The organism is Spirosoma aerophilum (assembly GCF_054782495.1).
The window spans coordinates 65,002-81,692 of the sequence record NZ_BAAGSJ010000012.1 but is presented as its reverse complement, the minus strand read 5'-3'; the positions used below and the strand labels follow the sequence as shown (position 1 = coordinate 81,692).

Here is a 16,691-nt window from a genome sequence, read left to right as displayed (position 1 = left end):
CTTTGCCTGCCGGTGCGGTTCCTTTTTTTGAAAAGTGCAGGTAGACTATAAAAGACAATGACTAGACGTTATCGATTACTCAGCCTTGTGTTCACCACACTGGTTCCGTTTGCTACGCAGGCTCAATCCACTCCAACTTATAGCTGGACGAATCTCCCGAAGATTGCTCAGCCAGCGTTTCGGAAAGATACGCTATCGATCCTCTCGTATGGCGCCAAACCCGATGGCGTGACGCTGAATACGAAGGCGATAAATACGGCCATAGCCGCCTGTAGTCAAAAAGGAGGGGGCGTTGTCGTGGTACCGGGTGGCTTGTGGATGACCGGTCCCATCGAGTTGAAAAGTAACGTCAATCTACATCTGAATAAGTCGGCTTTGTTGTTGTTTACCCCCGACAAAAGTCAGTACGCTTTGGTAGAAGGCGTATACGAAGGAAAGCGTGCGGCCCGGAATCAATCGCCGATCTCGGGCACGAATCTGGAAAATATCGCTATTACCGGTCAGGGAATTGTGGATGGCAATGGCGATGTATGGCGGGCCGTCAACAAAGGACAACTAACGGAAAATCAGTGGAAGGCGAAAGTAGCCTCGGGCGGGGTGTTGAAAGATGATGGCACGACCTGGTATCCCAGCGAGCAGTTCAAAAAGGTGAGTACCGAGAGCCGGAGTATGCTCTTATCCTCTGAGAAGTCGCTGTCGAGTTTCGAGGATATGAAAGACTTTCTTCGGCCGAATCTGGTCGTGCTGACCAGTTGCAAAAAAGTGCTGCTGGAAGGCGTTACGTTTCAGAATTCGGCCGCCTGGTGTATGCACCCTCTGATGTGTCAGGATCTTACGATACGGAATGTAACCACCAAAAACCCGGAATACGCCCAAAATGGCGATGGGATGGATATCGAATCCTGCAAGAACTTTCTGATCGAAGGCTGTACGCTTGATGTGGGCGATGATGCCATCTGTATCAAATCGGGTAAGGATGAGGAAGGGCGCAAACGGGGCATGCCAACCGAGAATGGTATTATCCGAAATAACACGGTCTATAACGGACATGGCGGGTTTGTGGTGGGTAGCGAGATGAGCGGTGGAGCCCGTTACATTTTCGTGTCGGACTGCACGTTTATGGGTACCGACAAAGGCCTGCGGTTCAAATCAGTACGTGGTAGGGGCGGGGTGGTAGAGCATATCTACGCCAAAGATATTTTTATGAAGGATATCGGTGGGGAGGCCATCTTCTTCGACCTGTATTACTTCGTCAAATTCGCTACAGACGGACAGCGCGATGAACGTCCGGTCGTCAACGAAGGAACGCCGGTTTTTCGGCATATGAAGTTTGAGAACATTGTCTGCAACGGCGCGAAGAAAGGCGTATTCATTCGCGGATTGCCAGAAATGGCGGTTAAAAATATAACGATGGAAAAGATGGTGCTGGAAGCAGATAAGGGGGTGGAGTTGATCGATGCGAGCGGTATCCGCTTTACCAATGTCCGGCTCATCACCAAAAGTACGAAGCCTGTTATTCTGGTCGATAACAGCAGCAATTTGACTTTCGACACCATTCAATACGACCCTCAGGCCAGTCTGCTGTTTTCTATAAATGGCGAACGTAGCCAGGACATTCAGGTAAAAAACACCGACGTAGCCAAGGCCAAAACCAAAGCCGAGTTCAGCAAGGGTGCGCTGGAAAAGAACCTGATTCTGTCCTCGATCAACTAAACTAGTGACTATGAGATTGTTTGGAAGGGTGTGGCTGTTGTTTGGCCTGCTGACGCTTTCTGCCTCTACCCCACCACCCGGCAAGATTACCGTGTATCTGATTGGCGACTCGACCATGTCCATAAAACAGGTGAAAGCCTATCCCGAAACGGGTTGGGGAATTCCCTTCGCCTATTTTTTCTATGAGAGCGTAACCGTCGACAACCGGGCACAAAACGGCCGTAGCACCCGAACGTTTATCGAAGAAAATCGCTGGCAACCGGTGGTCGACAGCTTACATGAGGGCGACTATGTCCTGATTCAGTTCGGCCACAACGACGAGGTGAAAACCAAGAAAAGTTATACGACGGAAGAAGAGTTCAGGAAAAATCTGATTCGATTCATCACCGAAAGCCGGGCCCGAAAAGCAAATCCCGTACTCATCACACCCGTAGCCCGGCGGCAGTTCGACGCCAATGGCAGGATTGAAGGAACGCATATGGTCTACTCTGAATTAGTACGTGCTGTGGCAACGGAGTCCTCAACGCCATTGATCGATTTAGACCGGCAAAGTCAAGAGTTGCTGCAAACATTCGGTGTCGAAAGGTCCAGACTTCTCTTTCTCCAGTTAGAGCCGGGAGAACATCCTAACTATCCTGAAGGGAAGGCAGATAACACTCATTTTAATGAGCTCGGTGCCCGTAAAATGGCCGGGTTAGTGCTGGCCAGTATAAAGTCTCTAAAACTGGAGCTGGCCAATCGAATTATACAACGTGAAACGAAGTAATTCAATGTCAAATAGACTCCATTTACTAGTTACCCTGTTGCTGATGGCAAAAGTTGCCGTTGCTCAGTCCACTCCGCCCGCTTCCCCAACGTCTCCCGCTTCGGTTACCGTGGCTCAGGACGGGAGCGGCAACTTTAAAACCATTCAGGAAGCCGTCAACAGCTTCCGCGATCATATGCAGGTGCGGGTTACACTCTACGTCAGGAATGGAGTATACGCCGAAAAGCTGGTCATTCCGTCCTGGAAACCGAACATTCATATCATTGGCGAAAGCAGGGAAGGGGTGATTATAACGGGTGATGATTATTCCGGGAAAGCGTTTCCGGGCGGGAAAGACTGGACGGGTAAGGACCAATACAGCACGTATACTTCTTACACGGTCTTCGTCGATGCGCCGGATACGAAACTGGAAAATCTGACCATCCGCAACACATCTGGTCGGGTAGGACAGGCCGTGGCACTGCACGTTGACGGAGATCGGTTTATCTGTAAAAACTGCATTTTGCTGGGTAATCAGGATACCCTTTATGCGGCAGCCGAAGGCAGTCGTCAGTATTACGAAAATTGCTTCATCGAAGGGACAACCGATTTTATTTTTGGTAAATCGATTTCCGTCTTTCAGTCCTGCACCATCAAGAGCTTATCGGACTCGTTTATCACGGCGGCCGCTACGCCTGATTACCAGGCCTACGGTTTCATTTTTCTGGACTGCAAACTGATTGCTGACGCAGCTACTCAAAAAGTATACTTGGGGCGTCCCTGGCGCTATAAAGCCAAAACTATTTTTATCCGGACAGCGATGGGAAGCCATATTCTGCCGGTAGGCTGGGATAACTGGGGTAATGCAGCAAACGAACAAACGGTGTTATACGCCGAACAGGGTAGCACAGGACCGGGTGGAAATTCCTCGAAGCGGGTCGCATGGTCAAAGCAGCTCTCGGCGAATGAGGCCCAGCGTTACACGTTAACAACCATTTTTTCAGGACCATCGGCCTGGTTACCGACTGCCAAATAAGCTTGCCTTTATGAATTCGCTCCCACTCGCTGGACTATTTTTCCTGTCAACACTTCCGGTTGCTGCACAGACTATCCGGTCGAAACCCGTTTCAGTAACGCCATCGGTGTCGAACGTATGGGTCTCCGATCAGGGCAATGGTACCTATAAGAACCCTGTTCTGAACGCCGATTATTCGGACCCGGATGTGTGCCGTGCAGGCAACGATTTTTACCTCGTAGCATCCAGCTTCGATGCCATTCCGGGCCTGCCTATTCTGCATTCGAACGATTTGGTAAACTGGACTATAATCGGTCATGCCTTGAAACGACAGCCCCCGGTTGAGCATTTTGAGAAAACGCAGCATGGCAATGGGGTTTGGGCACCATCTATTCGATATCATAACAATGAGTTTTATATCTATTACCCTGACCCGGATTTTGGAATCTATCTAACTAAAGCGACTAATCCGGCTGGTCTCTGGTCGGACCCGGTTTTAGTCGAAGGGGGAAAAGGGCTCATTGACCCGTGTCCGCTTTGGGATGACAATGGAGACGTGTACCTGGTACATGGATGGGCTGGCAGCCGGGCTGGCATCAAGAGTATTCTCACTGTCAAAAAGCTGAATGCCGCAGGGACTAAGGTTGTGGATGAAGGCGTCGTTGTGTATGATGGTCACGAAACAGACCCGACCATTGAAGGTCCGAAGGCATACAAACGCCATGGGTTTTATTACCTGTTTGCGCCAGCGGGCGGTGTTTCAACGGGTTGGCAACTGGTGCTGCGGTCAAAAAATATCTATGGCCCTTACGAACGGAAAGTTGTGATGGATCAGGGGAAAAGCCCGATCAATGGACCGCATCAGGGAGCCTGGGTGACAACGAATTCTGGCAATGGTAAACCCGCCGAAGACTGGTTTTTGCATTTTCAGGACAAGGAAGCCTACGGTCGGGTTGTGCATCTGCAACCCATGAAGTGGGTGAATGACTGGCCTGTTATTGGCACAGACACAGATGGTGATGGCAAAGGAGAACCGGTATTAACGTATAAAAAACCGAACCGTACCGGCGGACCGGTTGGTAAAACCTATCCCATTGCTACCCCCGCCGAATCGGATGAGTTCAACAGCCCAACGCTCGGCTTCCAATGGCAGTGGCAGGCGAATCCAAAGGGTATCTGGCATACGGTCGGCCGGCGATCCGGGAGTGATCAGGGATTTCTGCGGTTGTATTCCTACAAAGCCCCGGAAGACGCGAAAAATAGCTGGGATGTGCCAAATCTGCTGATGCAGAAATTTCCTGCCGAATCCTTCATGGCTACCACTATGGTGCTTTTCAAGCCTAACCCAAAGCTGGAAAATGAAAAGGCGGGCCTGATTATCATGGGATTGAGTTACGCCAATCTGGTGCTAAAAAGTAGCAAGCAAGGGCTGACCCTGGTGCAGGGCGTCTGTAAAAAAGCCGCCGACGGAAAAGCAGAAGCCGAGACAGTGATTAGGCGAATCAATCCGGGTACGCCCGTATACCTGCGTGTGGAGGTGACCGAAGGGGCGAAATGCCAGTTCAGTTACAGCCTGGACGGCCTGATTTTTACGAAAACCGGCGATGTATTCCAGGCCGAAGTTGGCCGATGGATTGGGGCTAAGATGGGCATCTTTTGCACTCGACCAACGCAGATCAATGACTCAGGCTACGCCGACTTCGACTGGTTCCGGGTAGAAGCGGTGTCCAGTACAAAACTCTGATAGTCAACACATACTAAACTCACTTAACGACAACTCATCGAATGAAACAAACTGTAATGACCACAACGCTTTTACTGGTTCTATTGACGATTTCTGTTTGGGCACAACCCACGGGAAAAACAACAGTTTCCGATAAACCCTGGTCGGTTCGGATGGCTGATTCGGATATGATACGCAATCCAAAGGGATGGATGCTCGACTTTTCGAAAGTGCCCCGCTGGAATTACTGTCATGGTCTGGTCTGTAGTGCGCTCGAACAGGTATGGAAAGAGTCGAGCGATGAAAAATATTACGCCTACATTAAGGAATACGCCGACGATATGATTAATCCAGACGGTACGATAAAGACCTACACGCTGGAGCAGTACAACATCGATGCCGTCAACTCCGGCAAGTTCCTGTTTGCGCTATATGAGAAAACGCATGACCCAAAATACGAGAAAGCCCTTCGATTGCTGCGGAGCCAGATGCTAACTCATCCGCGCACAAGCGAAGGTGGATTCTGGCATAAAAAACATTATCCGCACCAGATGTGGCTCGATGGATTGTATATGGCCTCGCCGTTTCTGGCCCAGTATGCGCAGGTCTTTAATGAACCTGCGTTGTTTGCCGACGTAGCCAATCAGATTCAGCTCATCGATAAGCATAATAAAGACCCGAAAACGGGTTTATACTATCACGGTTGGGACGAGAGTAAAGAGCAACGCTGGGCAGATAAAGAAACCGGAAAATCGGCCCACGTCTGGGGGCGTGGTATGGGTTGGTATGCGATGACGTTAGTAGACGTTTTGGATTATTTCCCTAAAGACCATCCGCAACGAAAACAAATTGTCGCCATTACGAATCAACTGGCACAAACACTAGCCAATTATCAGGACCCAAAAACCGGACTCTGGTATCAGGTAATGGATGTTGGCAAACAGGATGGTAACTATCTGGAATCTTCCGGCTCGACCATGTTCGTTTATTTCCTGATTAAAGCCGCCAAGAAGGGCTATATTGATCAGAAGTACACAAGTGTTGCCCGGAAAGGATACGATGGTATTCTGTCTCATTTTATCAAAACGGAGCCTTCGGGGCAAATCACCCTAACGGATGCCTGCGCAGGCGCTGGTTTGGGCGGTACGCCTTATCGTGATGGCTCGTACGAATATTATTGTAAAGAAGCCAAGCGCGACAATGATCCCAAATCCGTTGGGCCTTTTATCATGCTGGCACTGGAATTTGAAGAAACGAAGGCGAAGAAGGAATAACCGTCTATTCGTAAGTCTATCGATTTCAACTCAAAATCGACCTGCATAAACAAGGTTTTTTACGCATGAACAAGAATCTCACCCGTAGCCTGTTGTCTGCCCTTTTTTTGCTGATTCATCTGCATTCTGCTGCACAACTGTCCTCCGATAAGTACCCGTCCCGGCAATTGTTATTACGCGACGAAGGCCTCTCCAGATTAAATTACGTGGATCTGGCTCACCCGGAAAAAAACTATTTTGTCGCCATTCCGGCGGGTCGGGATCTACAATTGGTCGGGAAAGGACGGGTGATGATCGGCACAGGCAAAGGGTATGAGGAGCGGGATATTAAAACGGGGGACAAAGTGAGCGAATTGACCACATTCGACGGAACCATTGCCGCCCGGCGCTTACGCAATGGTCATATAATGCTTGTGGGCCTGAACTGGCAGGGGAAGAAAGGCATTATACTACTTGAACTGGATCAGAACCACGTGGTGCAACGAACCATCAATTACCCCGATTTCACCTATGTCCGACTGATACGGGAAACCATTGATGGGAATTTCCTGCTTACCTCAAATGACCTGGTATTTGAAGGCAAACCCGATGGGACTATCGTTTGGCAAGCTCAGCTAACGAAACAAGTCAAAGCACAACACGCCTGGCAGGCCCAACGATTGAGCAACGGTTATACGCTGGTGAGTGGAGGCTACTCGGCCAATTTCCAGCGATTCGACAAAAAAGGTGTTTGGGTGGATAGCATTAGCGGTCCTCCCGTTGTAAAGCCTCATTTTTTTGCTGGTTTTCAGATATTGAAGAATGGGAATTGGGTCGTCGCTAACTGGCAGGGACACGGTTCCGATCATGGAGCTAGTGGTACGCAAATACTGGAATATAACCCAGCCGGTAAACTGGTCTGGTCGTGGAAGCAGGACCCCAAACAGCAATCGTCCATACAGGGTGTACTGGTTTTGGATGGGCTGGATTTGAACCGTCTACATGTGGAGGATGCCCAGGGGCGACTCGTGCCGAATTGACGCGCTGCTCCAACCTATTTTGTCGGCAATACCCGATTCAGAAAATCAGTTGTATACGTTAGCGTGGGCGTAAACCACGGATTAAAAAACATGAACGTATGGGGCGCATCAGGAAACGTATGCACGTCCGAATAGATATCCAGCTCATTTAATTTTTTTATCAGATCGTCACGTCCGCCGTGCATACGATCTACGGAACTGTTCAGAAATAAAATTGGTGGAGTGTGCTTGTCAATGTGATTAAGCGCTGATGCCTCCTGCCACAAATTGGGTCGTTGCGTCTTGGAATAGCCAAACCAGTAGGTAGCCGCCGAAATTGCCTTCGAGTCATCGCCCTCACCCGATTCTGGATGAATAAAAGCCAGCACACCGTCAATATCGACAATAGCCTGAACAGCGCTTGAATAACGTTCGTTGCCCCCTGTTCCCTCAAAAGTCGCTTGTCCGTTTGTGGTGCCTACCAAAGCCGCTAACTGTCCCCCCGCCGAAAAACCCAGCACCGCGATTCGGCTGGGATCAACGCCGTATTTCTTCGCATTGGCCCGGACCCAGCGAATGGCCGCTTTTATATCATGAACGGCAGCTGGATATAAGGCTTCCGTCGATAACCGATAGTCGACCGGAACGACCACAAAATCGTTAGCAGCCAGTTGTCCGGCCAATGAATTGTTGTGCGACCGATTCCCAGACCGCCAGCCCCCACCGTGAATCATAACGATAGCCGGGCGGGTCTTTCCGGAAGCGACTGGCCGAATGTAAATATCCAGTTTAAGATTTCTTCCTGTACTGGGTGAACTGAACGTGATCGCTTTGTCAATACGAACTCCGGCTGGCAACGTTGAATCGGCCAGAGTGATGTCGGGATGGTATTTTTTCTCACGCAGATAGGAGCCTCGCACGGTGAATGACGTATCCCGACCACCCGTTGGTTTTAATTGGGCATAGGTAACGGTAGTAGCCAATGCTGTGATGAGTAGTAGGAGAAGCCGTTGATTCATAGGGGTTTGTTCTGTTTGTTTTAGAGTCGGTTTAGTAATTCTGCACACTATTTTGTATCGGTAAGCAGATTCATTTCGCGTAGCCAGCTTTCGCATAAGGTTATCCATTGTTGCGTTGATCCCGGATTGTTTCGTAGCGCAATGGCGTGGCCACCCTGTGGAAATATGTGCAGACTGGCCGGAATTTTCTTGTCAATCAATGCCTGATAAAATAGCAAACTGTTTCGTTGATCAACAACGGTGTCGTTGTAAGCATGCGTCAAAAAGCAGGGGGGAGTGGTGGTCGTTACCGCGTTTTCCAGCGAATAGGTTTTCAACAAGTCGGCCGACGGGTTGGGACCTAACAGGTTTTTTCGACTGCCTGCATGCGCATATTGGCCCATTGTAATGACGGGCGAAACAAGAAGCGCAAAATCGGGCCGGAACGACTGGCGACTGATGGAATCACTGATGGCCGATACATCGGTTGTACTGGTTGCCAGCAGTGCTGCCAAATGCCCACCCGCCGATGAACCCTGAATTCCCACTTTATCGTTCTTGATCCCCCATTTCCTGGCATTGGCTCGGACAAATCGTACCGCCCGTTGGGCATCCTGGAGCGGTCCCAGTTCACGTTGTTTCAGGTCGGGTGAGTTCGGGAGTCGATAATTGAGGACAAAAGCACTTATCCCCATGGTATTAAACCATTTCGCCAGTTGCCAACCACTGATCACATAAGCTAAACGTTCGTAGCCTCCTCCGGGGCAAATCACCACAGCCGCCCCTTTATTTTCCTGCGCTGATGGAAAAAAGGCATACATACCCGGCGTTCCAACCTGGTAAACTCGCTCGTTGGCAATACTATCCTTTAGCGTTACACCTTTTGTATTCGGCATTTTACCAGCAGGCCAAAGCTGCATAAATTCCTGCGCTGTGGCGAAGACGCCTGAGGTTAAAAAAAAGACAAAAAGCAAACCGATTTTACGCATACGTTCGTGGGAATATGAGGCTGGAATGCCAGACGGGAGGGAAAAGTTAGTCAAGAATAGAGAAGCTAATTAGATTTAGCAAAGGAAGTATGGTGACTTTTTGCGCAATCGTTACCGGGAACGTTACCGAACGGAATTAGAGAACGAAGAACCTTCTTTAGCAATCCATACGGCTCTTTTTTTTCATAAAAAGACGAAGGCAAGCGTGGTTGAATGACTGGCGAGCAATTCTATTTTGATAATTATGCATATAAAATTATGTACTTTAGCAAGCGATTTTCGGCGCTGCCAGTGCGATCATGGAGTACAAAACTCTTCCAGATGCTGCCTTATTGATTTATCTGAAAAAAGGGGACGAATCCGCCTTTCAGGAAATTTATGTGCGTCACTGGAGGAAGTTATTCACCGTAGCGCGTAACAAACTTCCGTCAACGGATAGCCCCGAAGATATGGTTCAGGATTTATTCGTAAAGCTCTGGGAGCAACGGGAAAATCTGCTCATCGAAAATCTGAGCGCTTATTTACAAACGTCCCTCAAGTACGCCATCATCAATCTGTTCAAGGCGAGACTGATACGCGAGAAGTACGTTGAACACGCACAAAGCTTTTCGTCGAATGAAGAAAGTACGGAAGAACAAATTGCCCTAAACGACCTGATGACTAGCGTTGAGCAGCAACTCAACGACTTGCCGGAGAAAACCCGTCAGATCTTCCGGCTAAACCGATTGGAGTATAAGTCAGCGAAAGAAATTTCAGTCCAACTGGACATTCCCGAACGCACCGTCGAATACCATATTAGCTTAGCCCTTAAGTTACTTAGACCTTTACTTCAGGATTATTTTGTGTTAGCCATAACGCTATTTTACTGCTAAGCCAGAAGCTGCATTCTACAAAGAATCAGTTGTTCAACGGGCATCTGAAATGTAATTAGTACCCTATTCACTAAAATCATTTGCGACCATACTAGCCAAGTTAACTAGCAGCTTAATACAGCCATGACCACCGCTTGGCCCAATCCAGCAACACGGCATTCCGCCATTTGAGCACCGTTTTGCCACCTTGTTGCCGGCCGTCAAAAAGCGATGGGTCGCCCCGGTCAGTGTACCAGTTTGCACCTAATTTAAAATCACTGGCACCCCGCTTGCCCGGCCAGATGTTGTTTACCACAAACTTCCCGCTCTGTTGAGGGAAGCCCGGGATCGTTGAGGTGATTGCGTAGCTCAGGGTTTCGGTCTGTTTGGGAATATACAGGATCGCATAGTTGCCGTCACCCAGGTAATGACCCGGCCATTTTTGCTCACCACTCTGGGCTTGAACGGTCATCGAAAAACAAGCAGAGTCAGCCGGAATGTCAATCTTCGGCCCTTTGAAATGAAATTCCATCACAGAATAAACGCCTACCGTATCGGCAAGCGTGGTGTTGCGGTTGAAAACAGATCGCGGACTGTGGTCAAACTTTTCAAAGCTACCGCCCCAGCTTTCTTTGGACGGGTCATTGGGGTCTCCATCCATCATATAGAGCAGCGCAGGCGTGTCGCCCATCTTGATGTTGCCCTTGTAATAGTTCTTAAAGTCTTTACCCAGGTGTCCGGCAGCGTGGATAGAGCGGTCGTAATAGGTACGGGTATCGAGGCTACCGGGCATACCATTATTCGAAAAGAAGCCGTTGTAAGACCCATTGGCTTCGATGAACCACAGGTTCGGGAAGTTCCGGGCAATATACGCATAGGTATTAGCGCTCCACTTTTTATTTGGTCCTCCAATCCAGTATACCTTAATCTTGTTTTGAATCGAAGGATCGTCGTGCAGCGCCTGAGCCAGATCGTCCAACCCGCCCCAAACCAATATCCATAGCGGCTGGTCACTTTTCTTTTTGGCACAGTTGATGATCCAGTCCGACCCTTCGGTGGCGTTGCTGTAGCCATTGAAGGGAGCCGCACCCTGCCGCCCCTGTTTGCAGACGGCCCGCAGGGCATCCGGCGTAGGATAGTCGTTCAGATGTTGGCTCAGGTTGGGAAGGTCTTTCTCGTAGAGGTCAATCATATCCAAAAGATGCTTCTTCGTGCCAAAGCCATACGAAGGAGACGAAACAAGTCCTTCCGTCTCGAACTTATCGGCATACATCAGCAAATGCGCCATTGACTGATTATCGTCCGGATCTGTACCGCCAATGTCGGTGCTGATGAGAATGCGCGGTTTAACCGGTACGGGTTTCTGGGCCATGAGCGTAAAGGGAAGCAGGACCAATAAGTAACTCAAAAACACGTTTTTCATAGTTAATTTCTCCTTCAACAATCGTTGATTGCCTGCACCTGATTTAGCTAACATGATTAACTGAACATCAGGAAGTTTAAGGGTTTTTAGCTGGCTTTCTACACGCAGTATACTACAGTATATAGGTCAGGAAACCTAGCACTTTTCCGCAACTCAATGGAAAAAAAATGACATGATCTTACCGTTATTCTATAATCGTATTCGCATACTACAGAAAACATTTTTGCACTATACAAAGAATTGTTTGCTTAAAGTCAAAATTAAATATAAATATTCACCTATTTAATAAAACCTTTTGCGGTCGGTATAGGAGAAGTATGTCATGTATAGGACGACTAACTCCACCTAATATGAGCCGCAAGGAATTTGGGTTTCTTCTGCAACAGTATCTGAACGGGAAATGCTCTGAAGAAGAGCGGGCATTTGTCGAACATTGGTATGGGATCGTACAAAACAAAGACAAAGAGCCATTGCCCGAAACGGATTTGCAAACGTTAGAGCCCTTACTATGGCAGCAAATTCAGAGTCGGACGCAGTCGTCGAAGGTAATTCCTATGCCGGTAAGCAGTTCCCGGCGCCGGTTTGCTTACCCCTGGATGGCGGTTGCCGCTTCAATTGTACTGGTATTGCTGGCTGGCTGGTGGTTTTATCGGCAACAAGACGGACAAATAAAATCAGCGAACGAGGCTTACCCGAAAATTAGTCATGCCGATTGGAAACGGCAGACAAACGCGTCGGATAAATCCAAAATGATTCAGCTCTCAGATGGCAGCCAGGTTAGATTATCGCCCCGAAGCTCCATTGACTATCCTGCGGAATTCGCGGCTAATAAACGGGAAGTTTCTCTAACAGGCGAAGCCTTTTTTACCGTTCAAAAAATGGCAACGCGGCCCTTTTACGTATACACGGGCACAGTTGTTACCAAGGTGTTAGGGACCAGCTTTTTAGTGAAAACGCAGGCGACCACAAAGCAGGTTATTGTTGAAGTGGCAACGGGCCGGGTAGCTGTTTATCAGCAGCCAAAGGCTACCGAAACGGCCGACCCGACAAATATGATTGTGTTACGTCCGAATCAAAAGGCTACGTATTCGTCAGATAATCAACAGTTTGTAACTGGCCTTGTTGAACATCCACAACTAATTTCCGCAGGAAAGTCTGTAGCGCAGCCTCGCTCATTCGAGTTTGATGACGTTCCGCTACGTCGGGTTATTGAGCAGTTAGCAGATGCCTATGGCCTAACGATCAAGCTTGAGAACGAGAATCAGAATGAATGCCCGCTAACCGCCGATCTGTCTGATCTTTCTTTGTATGCTCAATTAGATATGATTTGCGCAGCCACTAAATCCAGCTACACCGTGCAGGGAACGACCATTTTGATTAGTGGAAAAGGCTGTGCGAATCTGTAGTGTAAACGAACCATCGCTTAACCAGGATGCCTATGTGAATTTAGTACACTCCCACAAAAAAAGAAGCTGATCATGTTTGCACCATAATCAGCTTCCGAATCTTCCCTCATGTAGCCTTGTGAGCTAGTCATTGCGGCATTGCACTGCCCAATAAACGAGGGACTTATTTATCAAATCGTCCAATTTAACAAACCCTTAAAGGTATGAAAAAATTTGATTCAGCTCTATTGAGCTGGTCATGCAGCCGACGTATACCGTTTTTTCTGCTGCTTATGAAACTATCTGTTATACAACTCTTTTTATTCGTCACGTTTGTGGGCCTGTCATACGGCTTCGACGGTAACGCGCAGGCACTGCTGAATAAGTCTATCTCCTTACATACCGAAGGCCAGCGCCTGCGGGCAGTTATCGGGCAGATTGAAAAGCAGACGTCGGTGAAGTTCGTCTACAGCTCCCGAAATATCGGCGTTGATCGGCCCGTCACGATTCATCTGACTAACGTGAAGCTGAGCGATGCGCTGGAACAACTGCTGAAGCCGCTTAATCTGACCTATCAGCTTATTAATGGGCATATCGTTTTAGACAGTATTGTTCAGGATGCTGAATCAAAGGCAGAGGCATCTTTACCCGAACCGGAAGCCGCTGACCAGGTAATTACCGGTACAATTAGCGACGAGAAAGAAGAAAAGCTGCCGGGCGTTAGCATCGTGATCAAAGGCACCACGCGGGGAACCACCAGCGACGCGAAAGGGCAATTTAAACTTACTATTCCAACGGGTGAAGTAACGCTGACACTTTCGTTTGTTGGCTACAAAACTCAGGATATCGCCGTGGGCAATCAATCGACGCTAACCATTAGCATGCAGCCCGACCAGAACTCGCTCAATGAGGTAGTTGTGGTCGGCTATGGGCAGGTTCAGAAGCGGGATTTGACCGGATCAGTCGTCTCGATCAAGGAAGCGCAGATTACGTCCACTCCGGTTGTGAATGCGCTGGAAACGCTACAGGGAAAAGTAGCCGGTATGGACCTGACCCGAAGCAGTGGCGAAACGGGTGCCCCCCTCAATTTTACCATTCGCGGCAACCGGTCGCTCAATGCTTCCAACCAGCCGCTGATTCTGGTGGATGGGATACAATACGGTTCGTATATCGATATTAATCCGAATGATATTGCCTCCGTTGATGTCTTGAAAGATGCTTCCTCAACCGCCATTTATGGGTCGCGGGGCGCCAATGGTGTTATCCTGATCACGACCAAAAGCGGGAAGGCCGGCAAAACCAAAGTCGAATTCAATAATTACTACGGTATCAACGATCCGGTTGCTTATCAGCACGTTACGGACACAGATCAATACGTTGCTATGACACGTGAGTCCTATCGGGCTGCTGGTCAGTGGAGTAGCTCTGCCGATGATGAAAAGATCTTTAATATACAGATGGACAACATCCGAAAAGGAGTCAATACCGACTGGGTTAGTCTAATGTTACGTCGAGGAAGTGTCCAGAACAACCACATTGCGATTTCGGGTGGCAACGAAAAAACGAAGTTTCGCCTATCGACGGAGTATTTCAACGAGCGCGGATTACTCAAATATGACCAGCTACGTCGGTTTGTCCAGCACCTTAATCTCGACCACCAGATTATGGACAACCTGAAAGTAGGGATGGTGTTGAATTTTAACTCATCCACGCAGCAACGGCGAAACACGAGTTTCTGGAACCTTCAGAAAAGTTCGCCCTTGGGCATTCCCTACAATGAGGACGGCTCGCTTAAAACCTATCCCTTTCCCGGTGCGGTGGTCTACAATCCGCTCCTCGACGAGAATCCGGATAATTATTCCAACCTGACAACCAGCACCCGGATTTTTATGCTCGGTTTTGGCGAATGGTCGATTCTGAAAAACCTATCGTTACGATCTAGTTTTGGTATCGATATTTCCAATAGCCAGCAGGGCATTTTTGAAGGAAAGAATACAACCCTGGCGGGTGTGAACAGTGGGTATTCTCGGTCGGCACTGGTCGATGGTAAGAACCGCAACTGGACCTGGGAAAACGTACTGAATTACAGTAAAGCTATCAACGCCCACTCCATTAATGCGATGGTTGGGACTAGTATGATCAGCTACCGGACGGTGAATTTTTCGGGAGAAGGGAAAGATCAGCCGTTTTCGTCGTCGCTGTTTTACAACCTGAGTACCAATACCAGAGACATTATTACCAACAGTAGCCAGGTCGAAAGTTCACTGGCATCGGTGTTTGGCCGCCTGAACTATAAGTTCAAAGACAAGTATCTACTAACGGCTTCGTTACGAGCCGATGGGGCATCGGTGCTGGCTGATGGCCATAAGTGGGCATACTTCCCCTCGGTAGCGGTGGCCTGGCGTCTGCTGGATGAGTCGTTCATGACCAACACCGGAAACCTGTTTTCTGAAATGAAACTTAGAGCCAGCTACGGGATTTCTGGAAACAGTGCCATTGCAGCTTATCAAACGCAGGGTGGACTTAGCAAAATCGCTTATTCGTTCGATGAAACGCCCGCTTTCGGCTATTGGCCCAAGCTCCTGGCGAACAAAGATTTAGGCTGGGAGAAGACCGCAACGGTCAACGTAGGACTTGACTTTGGTTTCTTCAAAAATCGGCTGACTGGCACTATTGATGTCTACAATACCAACACCAGTGATCTGCTCATGGATCGGATTTTACCCTCGTTGACAGGGTATAGCACTACTGTTGCCAACGTTGGGAAAACCAAAACCAGAGGCATTGATCTGCTTATTTCTACCCGTAATTATAACTCGTCGAAGTTCTCCTGGTCAACGGATCTGAATCTGGCGACGTATAAAGAAGAGATTGTGGCCTTGAGTGTTGGGGGCGACGACGTGTCAAAAGCCTGGTTTGTTGGTAAGCCGCTTCGCGTTTTTTATGACTACGAAAAACTGGGCATCTGGCAAACGGCTGAAAAAGATGCAGCCGCTAGCTACAACAAAGTGCCCGGCGAGATCAAAGTGCGCGATCAGAACAACGACGGTAAAATTACGGCCAGCGATGATCGCGTTGTGCTGGGACAGGCATCCCCAAAATGGTCCGGCGGTATCACCAACAACTTTACTTATGGCAATTTCAACCTCTCCGTGCTGATTTACGCTCGGATTGGGCAGACGATTTCCAGTCAGTATCTCGGGTATTTTTATCCGGGTGGCACAGCGGCAGTAGCCGATTATTGGACGCCCGAAAACCCGACCAATGCGTATCCGCGTCCGTGGCTTAGCCACACCGATCAGTACCTGTCGACGCTCGGCTACGTCGATGGATCGTTCTGGAAAATTAAGGATATCCGGCTAAGTTATAATTTACCGAAAATCCTGCTGAAAAAGACTCCGCTGAGTAACGTAACGGTCTACTCGACCGCGAAAAACTTTTTCACCTTCAGTAAGCTGAAGGATTACGATCCTGAGCGTGGCGGTTCCGTCGATTTTCCCCTGACTAAACAGCTCATTGTTGGCCTTAACGTCAGTTTCTAATTATCACAAGTTTTCAGTTCATCTGAGACCTTTTC

At 48.7% G+C, this 16,691-nt stretch carries 12 protein-coding genes; 9 read left to right on the top strand and 3 right to left on the bottom strand.

The window, feature by feature from the left end; translation table 11 throughout:
• The first annotated feature begins 57 nt into the window (after positions 1-57).
• From ACYVK4_RS11260 to ACYVK4_RS11235, 6 genes are all read left to right on the top strand, one after another.
• Positions 58-1,713, top strand: coding sequence for a glycoside hydrolase family 28 protein (locus ACYVK4_RS11260; RefSeq protein WP_461127607.1), 1,656 nt, complete (start codon positions 58-60; stop codon positions 1,711-1,713).
• Between the two features lie 10 nt (positions 1,714-1,723).
• Positions 1,724-2,479 (top strand): rhamnogalacturonan acetylesterase, encoded by a 756-nt coding sequence (locus tag ACYVK4_RS11255; protein ID WP_461127606.1) that lies wholly within the window; start codon positions 1,724-1,726, stop codon positions 2,477-2,479.
• 4 nt (positions 2,480-2,483) lie between these two features.
• Positions 2,484-3,494: a pectinesterase family protein gene (locus ACYVK4_RS11250; RefSeq protein WP_461127605.1), complete on the top strand. Its 1,011-nt coding sequence runs from the start codon at positions 2,484-2,486 to the stop codon at positions 3,492-3,494.
• Between the two features lie 10 nt (positions 3,495-3,504).
• Positions 3,505-5,217, top strand: coding sequence for a glycoside hydrolase family 43 protein (locus ACYVK4_RS11245; RefSeq protein ID WP_461127604.1), 1,713 nt, complete (start codon positions 3,505-3,507; stop codon positions 5,215-5,217).
• A gap of 41 nt (positions 5,218-5,258) precedes the next feature.
• Positions 5,259-6,470, top strand: a complete 1,212-nt coding sequence (locus ACYVK4_RS11240) for a glycoside hydrolase family 88/105 protein (RefSeq protein ID WP_461127603.1) — start codon at positions 5,259-5,261, stop codon at positions 6,468-6,470.
• 65 nt (positions 6,471-6,535) lie between these two features.
• Positions 6,536-7,489 (top strand): hypothetical protein, encoded by a 954-nt coding sequence (locus ACYVK4_RS11235; protein ID WP_461127602.1) that lies wholly within the window; start codon positions 6,536-6,538, stop codon positions 7,487-7,489.
• A 14-nt stretch (positions 7,490-7,503) separates the two neighbouring features.
• On the opposite strand, the gene ACYVK4_RS11230 is transcribed toward ACYVK4_RS11235, so the two are convergent.
• Both ACYVK4_RS11230 and ACYVK4_RS11225 read right to left on the bottom strand, forming a co-directional pair.
• Entirely contained in the window at positions 7,504-8,487 is a 984-nt protein-coding gene (locus ACYVK4_RS11230; RefSeq protein ID WP_461127601.1) for an alpha/beta fold hydrolase, read from the bottom strand.
• 47 nt (positions 8,488-8,534) lie between these two features.
• Positions 8,535-9,455 carry an alpha/beta hydrolase gene (locus tag ACYVK4_RS11225; protein ID WP_461127600.1) on the bottom strand — a complete coding sequence of 307 codons (921 nt, stop codon included), beginning with the start codon at positions 9,453-9,455 and terminating at the stop codon, positions 8,535-8,537.
• 299 nt (positions 9,456-9,754) lie between these two features.
• On the opposite strand from ACYVK4_RS11225, the gene ACYVK4_RS11220 reads away from it, so the two are divergent.
• Entirely contained in the window at positions 9,755-10,327 is a 573-nt protein-coding gene (locus ACYVK4_RS11220; RefSeq protein WP_461127599.1) for an RNA polymerase sigma factor, read from the top strand.
• Positions 10,328-10,439: 112 nt separating this feature from the next.
• On the opposite strand, the gene ACYVK4_RS11215 is transcribed toward ACYVK4_RS11220, so the two are convergent.
• Positions 10,440-11,729, bottom strand: coding sequence for a nucleoside hydrolase-like domain-containing protein (locus tag ACYVK4_RS11215; RefSeq protein WP_461127598.1), 1,290 nt, complete (start codon positions 11,727-11,729; stop codon positions 10,440-10,442).
• Between the two features lie 350 nt (positions 11,730-12,079).
• On the opposite strand from ACYVK4_RS11215, the gene ACYVK4_RS11210 reads away from it, so the two are divergent.
• Positions 12,080-13,135: a FecR family protein gene (locus ACYVK4_RS11210; protein WP_461127597.1), complete on the top strand. Its 1,056-nt coding sequence runs from the start codon at positions 12,080-12,082 to the stop codon at positions 13,133-13,135.
• Positions 13,136-13,407: 272 nt separating this feature from the next.
• Positions 13,408-16,656: a TonB-dependent receptor gene (locus ACYVK4_RS11205; protein ID WP_461127596.1), complete on the top strand. Its 3,249-nt coding sequence runs from the start codon at positions 13,408-13,410 to the stop codon at positions 16,654-16,656.
• Positions 16,657-16,691: the final 35 nt, after the last annotated feature.